Annotated in this window: 15 protein-coding genes; 9 read left to right on the forward strand and 6 right to left on the reverse strand. The window is 58.9% G+C overall.

The annotated features are described in order from the left end of the window. Positions 1-217: 217 nt before the first annotated feature. From thrC to ASD36_RS02200, 4 genes are all read left to right on the forward strand, one after another. On the forward strand, positions 218-1,624 hold the full coding sequence (gene thrC / locus ASD36_RS02185) for a threonine synthase (RefSeq protein WP_200954862.1): 1,407 nt from the start codon (positions 218-220) through the stop codon (positions 1,622-1,624). 16 nt (positions 1,625-1,640) lie between these two features. Beyond that, complete coding sequence (locus ASD36_RS02190; RefSeq protein ID WP_112834551.1) at positions 1,641-2,942, forward strand: pitrilysin family protein; 1,302 nt, start codon at positions 1,641-1,643, stop codon at positions 2,940-2,942. Between the two features lie 87 nt (positions 2,943-3,029). Beyond that, positions 3,030-3,641, forward strand: coding sequence for a GNAT family protein (locus tag ASD36_RS02195; RefSeq protein WP_060503806.1), 612 nt, complete (start codon positions 3,030-3,032; stop codon positions 3,639-3,641). Beyond that, on the forward strand, positions 3,641-6,553 hold the full coding sequence (locus tag ASD36_RS02200) for an EAL domain-containing protein (RefSeq protein ID WP_060503807.1): 2,913 nt from the start codon (positions 3,641-3,643) through the stop codon (positions 6,551-6,553). Before ASD36_RS02195 ends, ASD36_RS02200 begins: the two co-directional genes overlap by 1 nt. Positions 6,554-6,729: 176 nt before the next feature. Here ASD36_RS02200 and ASD36_RS02205 read toward each other — a convergent pair whose 3' ends face one another. Beyond that, positions 6,730-8,268: an IS3 family transposase gene (locus ASD36_RS02205; RefSeq protein WP_060508722.1), complete on the reverse strand. Its 1,539-nt coding sequence runs from the start codon at positions 8,266-8,268 to the stop codon at positions 6,730-6,732. A 168-nt stretch (positions 8,269-8,436) separates the two neighbouring features. Here ASD36_RS02205 and ASD36_RS02210 point away from each other — a divergent pair, with 168 nt between their 5' ends. Then, a complete protein-coding gene (locus ASD36_RS02210; RefSeq protein WP_082512174.1) occupies positions 8,437-10,020 on the forward strand; it encodes an arylsulfatase in 1,584 nt (527 codons plus the stop codon). Positions 10,021-10,233: 213 nt separating this feature from the next. Here the strand turns inward: ASD36_RS02210 and ASD36_RS02215 are convergent, their stop codons facing one another. The 3 genes from ASD36_RS02215 to ASD36_RS02225 form a co-directional block, all read right to left on the reverse strand. Further along, positions 10,234-11,310, reverse strand: coding sequence for a putative zinc-binding peptidase (locus ASD36_RS02215; protein WP_060504869.1), 1,077 nt, complete (start codon positions 11,308-11,310; stop codon positions 10,234-10,236). A gap of 188 nt (positions 11,311-11,498) precedes the next feature. Continuing rightward, on the reverse strand, positions 11,499-11,690 hold the full coding sequence (locus tag ASD36_RS02220; protein ID WP_060504868.1) for a CsbD family protein: 192 nt from the start codon (positions 11,688-11,690) through the stop codon (positions 11,499-11,501). Between the two features lie 118 nt (positions 11,691-11,808). Beyond that, complete coding sequence (locus ASD36_RS02225) at positions 11,809-12,408, reverse strand: YqgE/AlgH family protein (RefSeq protein ID WP_060504900.1); 600 nt, start codon at positions 12,406-12,408, stop codon at positions 11,809-11,811. Positions 12,409-12,605: 197 nt separating this feature from the next. Here ASD36_RS02225 and ASD36_RS02230 point away from each other — a divergent pair, with 197 nt between their 5' ends. Together ASD36_RS02230 and ASD36_RS02235 are read left to right on the forward strand one after the other, a co-directional pair. After that, complete coding sequence (locus ASD36_RS02230; protein WP_244489753.1) at positions 12,606-13,418, forward strand: protein-disulfide reductase DsbD domain-containing protein; 813 nt, start codon at positions 12,606-12,608, stop codon at positions 13,416-13,418. Between the two features lie 80 nt (positions 13,419-13,498). Beyond that, positions 13,499-13,984, forward strand: coding sequence for a peroxiredoxin (locus ASD36_RS02235; RefSeq protein WP_060504866.1), 486 nt, complete (start codon positions 13,499-13,501; stop codon positions 13,982-13,984). A gap of 78 nt (positions 13,985-14,062) precedes the next feature. Here ASD36_RS02235 and ASD36_RS02240 read toward each other — a convergent pair whose 3' ends face one another. Continuing rightward, the gene (locus tag ASD36_RS02240; RefSeq protein WP_060504865.1) at positions 14,063-14,542 is read right to left on the reverse strand and encodes an SRPBCC family protein; all 480 of its coding nucleotides are present in this window, start codon (positions 14,540-14,542) and stop codon (positions 14,063-14,065) included. A 2-nt stretch (positions 14,543-14,544) separates the two neighbouring features. Further along, positions 14,545-14,883 (reverse strand): metalloregulator ArsR/SmtB family transcription factor, encoded by a 339-nt coding sequence (locus ASD36_RS02245; protein WP_060504864.1) that lies wholly within the window; start codon positions 14,881-14,883, stop codon positions 14,545-14,547. Between the two features lie 68 nt (positions 14,884-14,951). On the opposite strand from ASD36_RS02245, the gene ASD36_RS02250 reads away from it, so the two are divergent. Both ASD36_RS02250 and ASD36_RS02255 read left to right on the forward strand, forming a co-directional pair. Continuing rightward, entirely contained in the window at positions 14,952-15,329 is a 378-nt protein-coding gene (locus ASD36_RS02250) for a hypothetical protein (RefSeq protein WP_244489754.1), read from the forward strand. Positions 15,330-15,346: 17 nt separating this feature from the next. Further along, complete coding sequence (locus tag ASD36_RS02255) at positions 15,347-15,748, forward strand: VOC family protein (protein ID WP_060504862.1); 402 nt, start codon at positions 15,347-15,349, stop codon at positions 15,746-15,748. Position 15,749 lies beyond the last annotated feature (1 nt).

The following is a 15,749-nucleotide window of genomic DNA, read 5'->3' on the forward strand; positions in this document are numbered from 1 at the left end:
TCTATAGCAGCGACGCATTGAAAAATCGAATGGAGTCTGACGCCGGAACGCCAATTTTTCAGGACGCACTGAATTGGCCGGCTACAGGTAAAATACCGATATTTCCGTCAGCTTTGCCAAGGGTTGACGCAAAAAGGACCGTGGTTCCCACCCCGTTCCATTAGGGTGCCGTTCAATTCCCGCCGCAACGTCTGCGGCAGCAAACAGACGACGAAGGATGGTCACGGTGAAGTATATCTCGACGCGGGGCGAAGCCCGTTCGCTGGGTTTTTGCGATGCGCTCCTGGCAGGCCTTGGCCGCGACGGCGGCCTGTATGTTCCTGCCGAATGGCCGAGCTTCACCAAAAAGGAAATCCGCGCCATGCGCGGCAAATCCTATCAGGACATCGCCTTCACGGTCCTGAAGCCCTTTATCGACGGTGAAATTCCGGACGACAAGTTCCGTTCGATGATCGATGAGGCCTATGCGACGTTCCGCCATCCGGCGATCGCTCCCCTCGTCCAGACCGGTCCGAACGCCTTCATCATGGAGCTGTTCCATGGCTCGACGCTCGCTTTCAAGGACGTGGCGATGCAGCTGCTCGGGCGGCTGATGGACTACGTGCTGACCGAACGCAACGAGCGCGCCACCATTGTCGGCGCCACCTCGGGCGATACCGGTGGCGCAGCGATCGATGCCTTTGCCGGGCGCGACCGCACCGACATCTTCATCCTCTTCCCGCATGGCAAGGTCTCGCCAGTGCAGCAGCGCCAGATGACCACCTCGACCGCAGGCAACGTCCATGCGCTGGCGATCAACGGCAATTTCGACGATTGCCAGAGCCTCGTCAAAGAGATGTTCAACGACGTTGCCTTCCGCGACGGCGTGGCTTTGTCCGGCGTCAACTCGATCAACTGGGCCCGCATCATGGCTCAGATCGTCTATTATTTCACCACGGCACTGGCGCTCGGCGGCCCCGACCGAATGGTTTCGTTCACGGTTCCGACCGGCAATTTCGGCGATATCTTCGCCGGTTACGTCGCCCGCCAGATGGGCCTGCCCATCGACAAGCTGGTGGTTGCAACCAACGAGAACGACATTCTCGCTCGCACGCTTGATACCGGCCGTTACGAGATGCGCGACGTCAAGGCGACCACCTCGCCGTCCATGGACATTCAGATTTCGTCCAATTTCGAACGGCTGCTGTTCGAAGCCTATGGCCGCGACGCCTCCAAGGTGCGGGGTGCCATGGCCAACCTGAAGCAATCCGGCTCCTTCGAGATCGAAGAAGACGCGCTGAAATCGATCCGCAAGGTGTTCCGGGCCGGGCGGGCGTCGGAAAAGGATGTGGCGAAAACCATCGCCAAGACGCTGGACGCGACCGGCTATCTGCTCGACCCGCACACGGCGATCGGCGTTTTCGTTGCCAACAAGCATGAAACATCGAGCGTGCCGATGGTGACACTGGCCACCGCGCACCCGGCAAAATTCCCCGCCGCAGTAAAATCGGCCAGTGGTATTGACCCGGCGCTTCCAACGTGGCTTGCTAATCTGATGGTCAGGGAGGAGCGTTTCGACGTTCTCGACGCCGAGCTAAAAGCTGTTGAAACCTTTATCAACGAGCGGGCCCGCATCCGGAAATAAGGACGCAGAAAGACGTATGATGAAAGTTGAGTGCACCCGGCTCCAATCCGGGTTGACGGTCGTCACCGAGAACATGCCGCATCTTGAAAGCGTCGCACTCGGGGTCTGGATCAAATCCGGTTCACGCGATGAAACCACGGACGAGCACGGAATTGCCCATCTGCTGGAACATATGGCGTTCAAGGGCACCGCACGGCGATCCGCCCGCGATATTGCCGAACAGATCGAAAATGTCGGCGGCGAAGTCAACGCCGCGACTTCAACGGAAACCACCTCCTACTACGCCCGCATTCTTCAGGACGACGTTCCGCTTGCGGTCGATATCCTCGCCGATATCCTGACGGAATCCTCCTTCGACGAGGACGAACTGCAGCGCGAAAAGCAGGTCATCCTGCAGGAAATCGGCGCCGCCAACGACACGCCGGACGATGTCGTCTTCGACAAATTCGCTGAAACCGCGTTTGCCAACCAGACCATCGGCCGTCCGATCCTCGGCACGCCGGACACGGTTTTGTCTTTCACGCCCGAACAGATCCGCACCTATCTCGACCGCAATTACACCACCGACCGCATGTTCGTCGTCGGTGCCGGCGCGCTCGATCATGATAGCTTTGTGCGACAGGTTGAAGACCGCTTTTCCAGCCTGCCGCAAAAGCCGGTGGCTCCCCCCGTCTCCGAGACCGCCCATTACACCGGTGGCGACGTGCGCGAAAGCCGTGACCTGATGGACGCGCAGGTGCTGCTCGGTTTCGAGGGCAAGGCTTATCACGCCCGCGATTTCTACTGTTCGCAGATTCTGGCCAACATCCTTGGTGGCGGCATGTCGTCCCGCCTGTTCCAGGAAGTGCGCGAGCATCGTGGTCTTTGCTATTCGGTCTATGCCTTCCATTGGGGCTTTTCCGATACCGGCATCTTCGGCGTGCACGCGGCAACCGGTGGCGAAAACCTGCCGGAACTGATGCCCGTCATCATCGACGAGCTGCGCAAGTCGTCGATGAAGATCGAGCAGCAGGAAATCGATCGCGCCCGCGCCCAGATTCGCGCCCAGCTTCTGATGGGACAGGAAAGCCCCGCGGCCCGCGCCGGCCAGATTGCCCGCCAGATGATGCTCTACGGCCGCCCGATCCCGAATGAAGAGCTGATGGAGCGCCTGTCCGGCATCACCATCGAACGCCTGACGGATCTTGCCGGCCGCCTGTTCTTCGATACGGTTCCGACGCTGTCGGCAATCGGCCCGGTCGAAAAACTGGCGCCGATGGACGACATCCTCGGTGCACTTTCCAACAAGGCCGTCCGGGTTCGGGCTGCCAACGGCTAGCTTTTTTCTGATGAGCGACCTCCGGGCGTTCGTCGAGCGCCCGGCACTCTCGCATATGGCATCAACCCATCCGTTGCGGAGGCTTCTATGACACGATCGGTCTTTCGGTTTCTGTCACGGCAGCCGGGTCCGATCGAGATTGGCAATGCGACACATGTGCTGCGCCTGCCGAAATCTGCCGACTATCGCCAATGGTATCAGCTGCGCAGCGAAAGCCGCGCCTTTCTCGAGCCCTGGGAGCCGACATGGCGGGCCGACGAGATGACGGAGAGCGCCTTTCGTACCCGCGTCATCCGCAACGAACAGGAATTCTCTTCCGGCCAGGCGGTGCCGTTGTTCATCGTTTCGCGCCAGGAAGACCAGCTGATCGGCGGCCTGACCATCGGCTATATCCGCCGGGGTGCTGCCCAATGCTGCATGATCGGCTACTGGATGGGCGAGAGATTTGCCGGCAAGGGGCACATGGCACAGGCCGTTAAACTGGCTATCCCCTATATCTTTTCGAGCCTTCAGTTGCACCGTATTGAAGCAGCCTGTATTCCCGAGAACCACAGAAGCATCCGGCTCCTTGAAAAGGCCGGGTTTCAGCGCGAAGGCTATTTGCGGGAATACCTGAAAATCAACGGGCAATGGCGGGATCACCTGATGTTCTCCCTCCTCTCGCAGGACAGCATGCAACATAAGAATTCGAGTGATTGATGTTTTTGACACGCCTGCCACTTCACCCGTCAGCACGAAGGCTCTTGGCGCTTCTCACCGCCATGATGATCACGTTCTGCCTGATCGGTAGCGGCGCGGCCTTTGCCACCGAGCCCGTCAAGATTTCGCGCGAGGACACGGCACTTGATCTCACCGCGACGACGGAAATCTATACCGGCCGCGGCGAAGCCTTCCAAGTCTCGACGGCGCCCGGCACCGACGGCATCGTCCGGCGCATCGAGGTCCGCTCGAGCGCCGATAATCATCAAGGCGACTGGGCGGTGTTTGCGCTTGCAAACGTTTCGGAAGAACAGCTGGAGCGCGTCATCGTCGCTCCGCATTTCCGTCTGGTGAATTCAAAGCTGTTCTGGCCGGACCTCGGATCGCAGCGAATCCTGTCGATCACGCCCTCGGAAGGTTTTGCGCTGGACCGCCAGCCGAGCGACGAGGCCGATGTCTTCCGCATCACGCTCAACCCCGGCTCGGTCATCACCTTCGTTGCCGAACTCGCCGGTCCCGACCTGCCGCAAATCTATCTCTGGCAGCCTGACGCCTACAAGGACACGGTTAACGCTTTCACACTCTATCGCGGCATCGTACTTGGCATTGCCGGCCTGCTGGCCGTGTTCCTGACGATCCTGTTCGTCGTCAAGGGAACCTCGATGCTGCCGGCAACGGCGGCACTCGCCTGGGCGGTGCTTGCCTATATCTGCGTCGACTTCGGTTTCCTGTCGAAACTGATCTCGATCACCGCGGGCGACGAGCGCATATGGCGCGCGGGCAGCGAGGTGTTTCTTGCCGCCGGCCTTGTGGTCTTCCTGTTCACCTATCTCAACCTCAACCGCTGGCATCAGCATCTGAGCTATGCGACGCTCGCCTGGATCCTTGGCCTTGGCCTTCTGTTCGGTGTGGCGATCTATGACCCGGCCATCGCGTCTGGCATCGCCCGCCTTTCCTTCGCACTGACCGGCACGGCCGGCATCGTGCTGATCGCCTATCTCGGATTCAATCGCTACGACCGCGCCATCCTTTTGGTGCCCGCATGGCTTCTGATCCTCGTCTGGCTGTTCGGTGCGTGGCTGACGGTGACGGGCCAGCTCGCCAATGACATTGTCCAGCCGGCGCTCGGCGGCGGCCTTGTCCTGATCGTATTGCTGATCGGCTTTACGGTGATGCAGCACGCCTTTGCCGGTGGCGCCTATAGCCAGGGTCTGTTTTCCGATCTGGAACGTCAATCGCTGGCGTTGACGGGGTCTGGCGATACGGTCTGGGATTGGGACGTGGCGCGTGACCGGGTCGTGACCATTCCAGACATTTCCGCCCAGCTTGGCCTGTCGCCCGGTACCATGCACGGGGCTGCCCGCAACTGGCTGCCGCGCCTGCACCCGGATGACCGCGACCGGTTCCGGGCAACGCTGGACGTCCTTCTGGAGCACCGCAAAGGGCGGCTGAACCACGAGTTCCGCGTTCGCGCCGAGGACGGTCATTACCACTGGCTGTCGATCCGTGCCCGGCCGGTGCTTGGCGCCAATGGCGAGATCATTCGCTGCGTCGGCACTATCGTCGATATCACCGAGCAGAAGAACTCGGTCGATCGTCTGCTGCACAACGCACTCAACGACAATCTGACCGGATTACCGAACCGACAGATTTTCCTCGACCGGCTGCAATCGCTTCTCTCGCTGGCGCCCGGTTCGAGTGCGGTACGTCCCACCGTCATCACCATCGACATCGACCGCTACAAGCAGGTCAACGACATGCTGGGCATCGCGGCCGGCGACAACATTCTGATCGCGCTGACCCGCCGCCTGCGGCGGCTGGTGAAACCGCAGGATACGCTGGCACGTCTCGGCAGCGATGAATTCGGGCTGATCCTGATGTCCGAACGCGATACGGCCAAGATTGCCGATTTCGCCGACGCGATCTCCAAGGCGATCATGGTGCCGCTCAATTTCGGTAATCGCGAAATCAACCTGACGGCGTCGATCGGTCTCGTTTCCTGGGTCGATCAGCAGGAAAATGCCGCAGGCCTGCTCGATGATGCCGAGTTGGCGATGTTCCGCGCCAAGAAGGCCGGAGGCAACCGTGTCGAACCTTTCCGCCCCGCCTTCCGCGCTTCCGGCACCGATCGCCTGCAGCTTGAAACCGATCTGCGCCGCGCCATCGAACGCAAGGAACTGAGCCTCGTCTACCAGCCGATCGTGCGCCTGGTGGATGCCGAGATCGCCGGCTTCGAGGCACTGATGCGCTGGGAGCACCCCAAGCGCGGCAGCATCTCGCCCTCGGAATTCATCCCGATTGCCGAAAGCTGCGATCTGATCAACGAGCTGGGCATGTTTGCCTTTGAGCGGGCAACGAGCGACCTGACGGAATGGCAGATCCAGACCGGAGAACTGCCGGTCTTCGTCTCCGTCAACCTGTCGAGTGCGCAGCTGCTCAACAACGACCTCTATGATGATATCCGCGGGGTCTTGAACAAGAACCATTGCGATCCGCATAAGGTGAAGGTGGAACTGACCGAATCCGTCGTGATGGAAAACCCGGAACAGGCGCGTCTGGTTCTGGAAAAACTGAAGGACGCGGGCCTCAGACTGGCGCTCGACGATTTCGGCACCGGCCATTCGTCGCTGGCCTACCTTACCCGCTTTCCGTTCGACACGATCAAGATCGACAAATCACTGGTCCGCGACCCCAGCGACAAGCGCTCTATCCTCCTGCGCTCGGTCATCACCATGGCGCGTGAACTGGAGATGCAGGTCGTCGCCGAAGGCATCGAATCCGAGGAAGACGCCGTCCAGCTCTCGCAGATGGGCTGCGATTTCGGCCAGAGCTTCCTGTTCGGACCGCCAATCGGATCGGAATCGATCCAGCGGCTGTTGAAAGAACGATTTCCGCTGATGAAACGGGCCTAACCTATTCGTAAAGTTTTCGGATCGTGTCGCTAAATCGATAGCACCCGCAACCAGCTCGGGACGGGCATAACCGAATGCCCGCGCAGATTTAACGGTGGTGCACCTGGGGCCGCCGGGTATGTTACATCCCAATGTTACCGTAACGTACGGGGATGCGGATAAAAACTTGGACTGATTTATACGGTTAGGCCAAGGCTTTCTCGATATTCGACCGGACTGCGTGAGCCCAGTGATAATTTGATGCGCTTTTCATTGTACCATCGGATGTACGCATCAACCTCGCGGACAAACTGCTCGATTGTGATGCTCTTCCAGTCCCGAGGGTAGAAGAGTTCCGTTTTCAGTCGTCCAAAGAAGCCTTCGCACGCGGCGTTATCTTGGGAACAGCCTTTGCGGGACATTGAACGAACCAGCTTCGCATCGCTGATCCGCGTAAGCCAGCCGGGCCAGCGATAATGGGCGCCGCGATCCGAATGAACGATCGTCTTGCCTTCGGCGTCGGTAACTGTCTCGATGGCGGCGTCGAGCATCGTGTTGACCAAGCTGGCGTCTGGCTGCGTTCCAATCGACCAACTGATCACCATGCCATCGAAGCAATCTATGATGGGCGAGAGATACACTTTGCCGGCTGGGATCTGGAACTCGGTGATGTCCGTCAGCCACTTCTCGTTCGGTGTTTTCGCATGGAAGTCGCGGTTGATCAGGTTTTCAGGCGCAGGACTGATTTCTCCCAGATACGAGCCAAAACGCCGTCGCCGTGGTCTGGCGGCGACCAGGCGCTCTTGTTTCATCAATCGCTGCACAACCTTTTCCGAGATTGTCACACTCTGTCTGGCCAGAGACGCCTGCAGTCTACGATAGCCGTAGCAGCGATGGTTGCTTTCGAAGATTTCCGCCAGGTTGCGACGGATGGTGACATACTTGTCGTCCAGGCTCACTCGGGCGCGGTGGTAGAAGTAGGAACTTCGCGCAATTCCCAACTGCACAAGCAGCTCTGGCAATCGATAGATATCTTTGAGGGCGTCAACCAGCTGTGTCTTCTCCCGATTACTCAGGAGTTGCAGATCGACGCCCAGGCCTTTTTTTAGCAGTTCATTGGCCTTCTTCAGCAGATCATGCTCGAGCTGCAATTGGCGGGCATCGCGTTGGAGGGCCTCAAGCTGTCGCTCAAGTTCCTCGCGCTCGGGTGCCGGCGCAGAGGTTTTGCGGCGTTTCATGGATGAGGCAACCTCATGTCCGAGTAACTCATTCCTCCAACTGTACAATGTTGGCCGGCATACGCCCAGCCGGTCGGCGACTTCCTGGGCGCTCTCTTCCCCATTGCAAAGATCAAGGACCGCGACCTGCTTCAAGGCCTCGGGATAGGCGGGACGCCAGGACCGGCCGGCCATCGAAGTCCTCGCCTCCGGAAACGCTTCTCGGACCCATGCCGTCAAAGTTCCACGACCTGGATAGCCCAAAGCTCTCATCGTTGAAGAGATACAGCGATCGTGAGTGCGGTAGTGCTCAAGCGCGGCCTGCTTCTGGGCTTGGGAAAACTTCGGCGCGCGAGCCACAGAACGAAAGCGCAGATCTCGATGCTGCTCGTATTCGCGGTACCAGTTCCTCAGCGCATTCTTGGTCGGATAACCCAATTGGCGGATCGTCGCCTTAACCCGCTTGCCGAGCTTAATATAAAGCTCGACCGCGCGAACCCTGTCTGCATGGGAATACATGAACTACCTCCTGGTGGTCCAAGTTTTCGTCCGCATCCCCTACTTCTCAGCTTCTTTCGTTCCAATAGTCTGTTGCCGCGGGCAAGCTCAAGCGAGCTTTCTCAACCTCGAACACTGTTCACGTTCAAAGCGGCACACATGCCACTTTTGGCAATGGAGGCTCAGGCAATGAATTTAACCGGAAAATTAACAGCACTGGTGCTGACGCTGACGCTGCTCAGCACGTCGGCGCTGGCGCAGGAAGCGACGACAACGCCACCTGACGCCGGAAAGCCGAATATTCTCGTGATCTTCGGCGATGACATCGGACAGACGAACCTGTCCACATACAGCTTTGGCCTGATGGGCTACACCACGCCCAACATCGACCGGATCGCCAACGAGGGCATGAAGTTCACAGACTATTATGCGGAACAGAGTTGCACCGCGGGCCGCTCCACCTTCCTGACCGGGCAGGCAACATTGCGCACCGGCCTTTCCAAGGTCGGTCTGCCCGGTGCCGATGTCGGCCTGCAGGCGTCTGATATGACGATCGCCTCCGCCCTCAAGGATCAGGGTTACGCAACCGGCCAGTTCGGCAAGAACCATCTTGGCGACCGCGATGAATTCCTGCCGACGGCACACGGCTTCGACGAATTCTTCGGCAACCTCTATCACCTGAATGCCGAGGAAGAGCCGGAAAACTTCAACTATCCGCAGGACCCCGAGTTCCGCAAGAAGTTCGGCCCCCGTGGCGTCATCAAGTCAAAGGCCGACGGCAAGATCGAGGATACCGGCCCGCTGACGAAAAAGCGCATGGAGACCGTGGATGACGAGACATCGGCCGCCGCGATCGACTTCATCGACCGTCAGGTAAAGGCCAAGAAGCCGTTCTTCACCTGGATGAACACCACCCGCATGCACTTCCGCACCCATGTCCGTGCGGAAAATCGCAGCAAACCGGGCCTGACTGCCCTGACCGAATATGCCGACGGCATGATCGAGACCGACAAGCTCATCGGCACGATCCTCAACAAGATTGATGATCTCGGCATTTCCGATAACACCATCGTCATCTACACGACGGACAACGGCCCGCACCAGAATTCCTGGCCGGATGCCGGTACAACGGCGTTCCGCAGTGAGAAGAACACCAACTGGGAAGGTGCTTTCCGCGTTCCGGCGCTGATCCGCTGGCCCGGCCACATCAAGCCCAACTCGATTGCCACCGGCATGTTCTCGGGCCTTGACTGGCTGCCGACCCTTCTGGCCGCTGCCGGCGATACCGACATCAAGGATCGCCTTCTCAAAGGCACAACGGTTGCCGGAAAGCAGTACAAGAACCATCTCGATGGCTATAACCAGCTCGACTATCTGACCGGCAAAACCGATCAGAGCGCGCGCAAGGAGTTCTTCTATTTCAACGACGATGGCGACATGGTGGCCATGCGTTATGAAAACTGGAAAATCGTCTTTTCCGAACAGCGCGCGACCGGAACCCTGCGGATTTGGGCAGAACCGTTCACACAGCTTCGTGTTCCCAAGATATTCGATCTCCGCTCCGACCCCTATGAACGCGCCGACATAACCTCGAACGTCTACTATGATTGGGTGCTCGATCGTGCCTATCTGCTGGTCCCGGCGCAGGCATTGGCTGGCCAGTTCCTTGGTACGTTCAAGGACTATCCGCCAGCCCAACGTGCAGCAAGCTTCTCCATCGACCAGATCCAGGAAACGATGAAAAAGTCATTCGATTCCATGGCTGCACAGTAACCGTCACTAAGATTGCTTGCCGGCTCGCGATCTGAGCCGGCAACGCTCAATGGCAGAAAATATGCCCGGACCTCAGGGGGATATGAAAGGCGCAACGTCGCTCATATCCCCCTCATTGTTGTCCCCCTCCGGCGCAGCGCAGCCGAAAGGCTCGCCTCAAACGACGGCCTTCGCATCCTCCGGATAACCGCCGTCTGCCCGCCGGCAGAGTTCCTACGGCCCGTACGCCGCCCCTGCCCGCCGGATCAGCCGATTGATGAAATCGAGTTTTTGCACCACCGGCGCCGACAGCACGAAGGGGTAGCTGTCAGGCTGGCCCATGCTGCGCTGGATGCTGTTCAGGGCCACGCTGAGGGGTATCCAGGCATCCACGAGTGTTTGCGCGTCCACGGCCCCATAAGGATCGAAATCGACTTCTGCCGCCATTTCCTCGTGGCGGCGCGGTTCGGTCGTCAGGCCGAACGAGCGAGCGGTTTCCAGCGTATCGACGATGTGGAAGAAATGCGCCCAGCATTCGGCAAAATCCTCGGCCGGATGGGCGCTGGCATAGGTGCTGATGAAACTGGCCTGCCAGCCGGCTGATGGGCCTTGTTCGTAGTTTCGCTTCAGAGCCTCGGCATAGTCCTCCCGCTCGTCGCCGAACAGCGTCCTTGCTTCAGCAAGCGTCTGGTCGTCACGGACCAGCTGCGCCCAATAGAAATGGCCGATCTCATGGCGGAAATGGCCAAGCAGCGTCCGGTAGGGCTCGTTCATCGATACGCGCACGCTTTCCCGCGTCACATCATTGGCCTCGGCCGCCCGCAGGCTGATGAGGCCGTCCTCATGACCGGTCATGGCGGGGACGATATTACCGTTGGCATCCACTTCATCAGCGAGAAAATCAAAAACCAGGCCGCCTTGCGGATCGGCATCGCGGCCGGGACGCGGCAGGTTCCAGCGCAGCAGAGAATAGAACAGATGGCGTTGAGCCTGGCCAATCTTCTGCCAACGCGCGAGGCCTTCCGGATTGTCTGTGACCGGCACGATGCGGTTATAGCGGCAGGCCTGGCAATAGACGTGATCGTCATTTGTCGAGATCAGCCAGTTGCAGATATCGTCAGCCGCATTGGCGCAGAAGCGGACATCTGCCACCGAGCGAGAGGATGCCTGCCACAAGCCATCTCCCGCCGAAGTGAGCGCCTGGACCGACATGGCGTCGGGCAGGAAACCGAGTTGCGAGCCGCAATTGATGCAGACGCGATTGTCGAAATGAACGGGATTACCGCAGGTGCCGCATTCGTAAAGTCTCATGGCTCGCCCGAATTCTGCCAAGGGAAGGGATGTTCAATGACTTGTCTCACAGAGAAATGCCCGCTGGCACAAGGCACAGCGGGCATCGGCGCTGAAATCTTCCATCCAGTTGAACCCGTCAGGACAGTCGATTCGCGCACTCTGGAGCCACCGCCATCGCTTATGCCGATAGCGGTGGCAAACTGTGACTACATGCGATCAACGGCACCCTTGACGGCGTCCTTGGCCTTGCCGGTGGCCGTTTGGACCTTTCCCTTGATTTCCTGCCCCTTGCCTTCAGCCTGCAGTTTTTCGCTGCCGGTTGCCTTGCCAGCAGCCTGCTTGACCTTGCCTGCGGCCTGATTGGCGGCGCCGGAAATCTTGTCGGAAGTGCTACCCATGAACAGTCTCCTTGAGAGGTTGAGGATAGGAACAAAGAGTCCTGTCCTTGCGACTGGAAAACGGGGCGCGGCTGAAATTGTTCCGGCGCAACATCAGAAAGAGGGAAAATAGATTTGTCTATGCGTGACCGGCATCGACCGAGAGCATCGCCGGCGCAACGCCCATCAATGCCAGCGCCCGGTCGTATTTATCGCCGAGGTCGCGATCGAAGATCAGCTCTTCACTGGCCGGGCAATTCAGCCAGCCATTGTTGGCGATCTCGTTTTCGAGCTGGCCGGCGCCCCAGCCGGCATAACCGAGCATCATCATCGCCTTTTCAGGCCCCTCGCCGCGCGAAATGGCGCGCACGATATCGAGCGTTGCGGTCAGGCAGATGTCGTCATTGACGGGAATACTGGATTCGCTGAGGTAATCATCCGAATGCAGCACAAAGCCGCGTCCGGTTTCGACCGGACCACCGGTCTGGATCTGGAAGTCGCGGGTGACGCCGGGTAGCCGGATCGCCTGATCCTGATCGATGATATGCAGATGCAGAAGAACATCCGGGAATGTCAGTTGCTGCGGCCGGTTAAGCACGAATCCCATCGCACCATCCTCCGAATGGGCGCAGACAAAAATGACCGTGCGGGAAAAGTTGCTGTCGAACATGCCTGGCATGGCGATCAGGAACTGACCGTCCAATATTCCGCGTTCGCGTTTCTTCTGAAACGTTGCCATCATGGTCTTAGCCTCTCAACTCAGGTTCAAATGAAAAGCGTTTCCACCCTGGTCTGTTGTTTTGAAGATTTCTACCGGCCCTCGAAGCCGCGTGACATCAAGAGAAAATGATCGCGGGGTGAAAGCCTACATCTTTCAACCCTGCCCCAAAACCGATAAGCCTCAGCATCATGAAACATCATCGCCTCCTAGAGAATGTGCCTCATTTGGCTGCGCTGGCAACCCTTTCAGCGTATTTTTTTATCGCCCCTGCCGCCAACGCCGCGCAGAGCGAATGGGTGCAGTCGGAGGGTGGCGCTGTCCGCATCGTTGCCGACAGACCCGAGCCGGACGGAACAATCCCGGCCATTCTCGATATCCGGTTGAAACCCGGCTGGAAGACCTATTGGGTCGAGCCCGGCGCCAGTGGCATCCCACCACAGATCACCGTCGATCCACAGGACGGCATCTCTTTTTCCGGGCTACGCTTTCCCGCTCCGAAGGCCTTTCACGACGGGATTGCAAGCTATACCGGCTACGACCGTTCAGTCGCGTTTCCGTTGTCGCTAAAGCGCGAAAAGAGCGGAGACCTCAACCTGAAAGCCTCGGTTTTCCTCGGTATCTGCAAGGATATCTGCATTCCGGTTCAGGCCGATATCCATCTTTCCCTGCCGGAAGGGCTTGCGGAAAACCCGCTCGACCGGGCGCGGATCGACGACGCGGTCGCAGCCCTGCCGATGCAGCCATCCGGCGCGTTCAGAGTGACGGGCGCCTCCTTCGATGCCGCTGAAAAACGCCTGCACCTGTCGCTGCAAACGCCAGTGGCAGCAAAACCGGCGGAGTTTTTCCTGTCCGGTCCTCCCGGTTTCAGTTTTGGCAAGGCGGAGAATGTCACGGTGGAAAACGGTAAGGTCACCGCGGAGATTCCGGTACGCGTTCCGGCAAAGGGCGGCGCTTTGAAAAGTGGTACGGTCATGCTTGTTGCCCGGTCCGGCGACCAGAGCATGGAAACCCCGCTTGCCTTTGACTGAACCAAATCTATATTCCCATCCGATCCCTGCTGAGCCGCGATGCTCACGCTTTCCCCAAACGACCTCAAGGAGTTAAGACCGTGACCATTTCCGTCGGAGACAAGCTGCCAGCCGCCACCTTCAAGGAAAAGACCGCCGATGGCCCGGTCGAAATTACCACAGACCAGCTGTTTGCCGGAAAGAAGGTCGTTCTGTTCGCCGTTCCCGGCGCCTTCACGCCAACCTGCTCGCTCAACCATCTGCCGGGCTATCTTGAAAACCGCGATGCGATCCTTGCCCGCGGCGTCGACGATATCGCTGTTGTTGCGGTCAACGACCTGCACGTGATGGGCGCCTGGGCAACCCAATCGGGCGGCATGGGCAAGATCCACTTTCTCTCCGACTGGAACGCCGCCTTCACCAAGGCGCTCGGCATGGATATCGACCTCTCCGCCGGTACGCTCGGCCTGCGCTCGAAGCGTTATTCGATGCTGGTGGAAGACGGCGTGGTCAAGACGCTGAATGTTGAAGAGAGCCCTGGCCAGGCGACTGTTTCGGCCGCTGCGGCGATGCTCGAGCAGATCTGAGCGAAAGCCAGCCAAATAACAGATAGCGACCAGAAAGCCCGCCTGTTGGAACACATGCGGGCTTTTGTATACCCTCCGCTACTTCACGCGATGCTCAACGAGCCGCGCAAGTTGCCCGATAACAGTTCCCCAGCCGTCGAAGAAACCCGCCTCCTCATGCATGTTCCGGTCGGCATTGCTCTTGTGCATGACATGGGCGTGGTAATCGGTGCCTTCCGGGTGATCGGTGAGCGTGATGACCGCCGTCATGAAGGGTTGTTCGGCAGGACGCCAGCCACCGGTCAGCGCATTGGTGAAGACGATTTTCCGGCCTTCTTCGACAGCAAGAAAACAGGCATCCAGATGCGGCTGGAACGCGCCGCCATTTTCGCTGATCCGCGTCTTGAACGTGCCGCCCGGGCGCAACTCCATTTCAGCGACCTTACAGCGGGCAGGTTCCGGAACCCACCATTTTTCGAAGCGAGCCGGATCAGTCCAGGCGCTCCAGATCAGCGATCGCGGTGCCTTGATTATGCGCGAAATCGTCAGATCGAGTTCGGGATTGGGTGATGCGGTCATGATCAATCTCCTTCTGCCTGTGCCTTGGTGACGAATTGCTCGAGCCTGTCTGTGCGGCCTTCCCACAGCGAGCGCTGTTGTGACAGCCAGGCTTCCACAGCCGTGAACTGCTGCTTCTCGATAGTGCAGGTCCGGACCCGGCCCTGCTTGTGGGTTTGGATCAGGCCGCTGCCTTCGAGAAAATGGATGTGTTTCATGAACGACGGCAGGGCCATATCGAAAGGCTCGGCAAGGTCGCTGATGCTAGCTGGTCCTGTGCCCAACCGCGCTAGAACAGCACGGCGGGTGGGGTCTGCCAGAGCCTGGAAAATGCTGTCGAGTTGACTAGAATACTGATCCATAAAGCTAAGTATCACATCGAATTACTTAGCGCAATGGCTAAGTAATTCGATGTGCCGGCAGCCTTGACTTGGACAGACATCCTGTCACGTTGAGACCGCCGCTACCTGCGGCTGCACTCGGCATTTACGCCAAGAGTTCGGGAGATTACGATGAATGCGTTTTGCGGATTGCAGCCCCGGCCGCCGCGCTGTTGCTGGCGGGACAGGCCGCCGCCAAAATTCCACTGATCAACGCCACCTGCCCCGGCAAGATCGAGGTTCACGCCGATCAGGGCGGGCCGGTCTATATCAACGGCAAGGAAGGCAAGCTGAAGATCTTCAACGAAAACTATTACGAGGCCAAGGGCAGTGGCGTGACAATCTCGATCAGCATCAATCCCGATGGATCGGCCTCTGTCAGCTATACCGGCAAAGGCGGCGCCAACGGCATTTGCACGGTCAAGTGATTTCATAAAAAGGCCCCATGAAACAGAGCATCGCCCTGATCGCCCTTGTCGTTCGCGACTATGACGAAGCGATCGACTTCTATGTCACCAAGCTTGGATTTGTGCTGGTTGAGGATAGCTATCAGCCGGAGCAGGACAAGCGATGGGTGGTCGTCCGCCCGCCCGGTGAAGGCAGCACATCCCTGCTCATAGCGCGCGCCTCTTCGGAGCATCAGGAAACATTCATCGGCAACCAGGCAGGCGGCCGGGTCTCCCTGTTTCTCCAGACGGACGATTTCTGGCGGGATTACAACAAGATGATCGAGACCGGCATCCGTTTCACCCGCGAGCCGAAGGAGGCACCCTACGGCATCGTCGCCGTGTTCGAAGATCTCTACGGAACCCTGTGGGATCTGGTGCAGTTCACGGACGGCCGTTGAG

The organism is Rhizobium sp. Root1334, from assembly GCF_001426665.1.
In the GTDB taxonomy this organism is placed as follows: Bacteria; Pseudomonadota; Alphaproteobacteria; order Rhizobiales; family Rhizobiaceae; genus Pararhizobium.

Coding starts and splice junctions, on each gene's coding strand:
- ASD36_RS02210 (WP_082512174.1), top strand. CDS start 8,437: ATGAATTTAACCGGAAAATTAACAGCACTGGTGCTGACGCTGACGCTG.
- ASD36_RS02245 (WP_060504864.1), bottom strand. CDS start 14,883: ATGGATCAGTATTCTAGTCAACTCGACAGCATTTTCCAGGCTCTGGCA.
- ASD36_RS02215 (WP_060504869.1), bottom strand. CDS start 11,310: ATGAGACTTTACGAATGCGGCACCTGCGGTAATCCCGTTCATTTCGAC.
- ASD36_RS02225 (WP_060504900.1), bottom strand. CDS start 12,408: ATGGCAACGTTTCAGAAGAAACGCGAACGCGGAATATTGGACGGTCAG.
- ASD36_RS02200 (WP_060503807.1), top strand. CDS start 3,641: ATGTTTTTGACACGCCTGCCACTTCACCCGTCAGCACGAAGGCTCTTG.
- ASD36_RS02205 (WP_060508722.1), bottom strand. CDS start 8,268: ATGTATTCCCATGCAGACAGGGTTCGCGCGGTCGAGCTTTATATTAAG.
- thrC (WP_200954862.1), top strand. CDS start 218: ATGGTCACGGTGAAGTATATCTCGACGCGGGGCGAAGCCCGTTCGCTG.
- ASD36_RS02195 (WP_060503806.1), top strand. CDS start 3,030: ATGACACGATCGGTCTTTCGGTTTCTGTCACGGCAGCCGGGTCCGATC.
- ASD36_RS02220 (WP_060504868.1), bottom strand. CDS start 11,690: ATGGGTAGCACTTCCGACAAGATTTCCGGCGCCGCCAATCAGGCCGCA.
- ASD36_RS02255 (WP_060504862.1), top strand. CDS start 15,347: ATGAAACAGAGCATCGCCCTGATCGCCCTTGTCGTTCGCGACTATGAC.
- ASD36_RS02190 (WP_112834551.1), top strand. CDS start 1,641: ATGATGAAAGTTGAGTGCACCCGGCTCCAATCCGGGTTGACGGTCGTC.
- ASD36_RS02240 (WP_060504865.1), bottom strand. CDS start 14,542: ATGACCGCATCACCCAATCCCGAACTCGATCTGACGATTTCGCGCATA.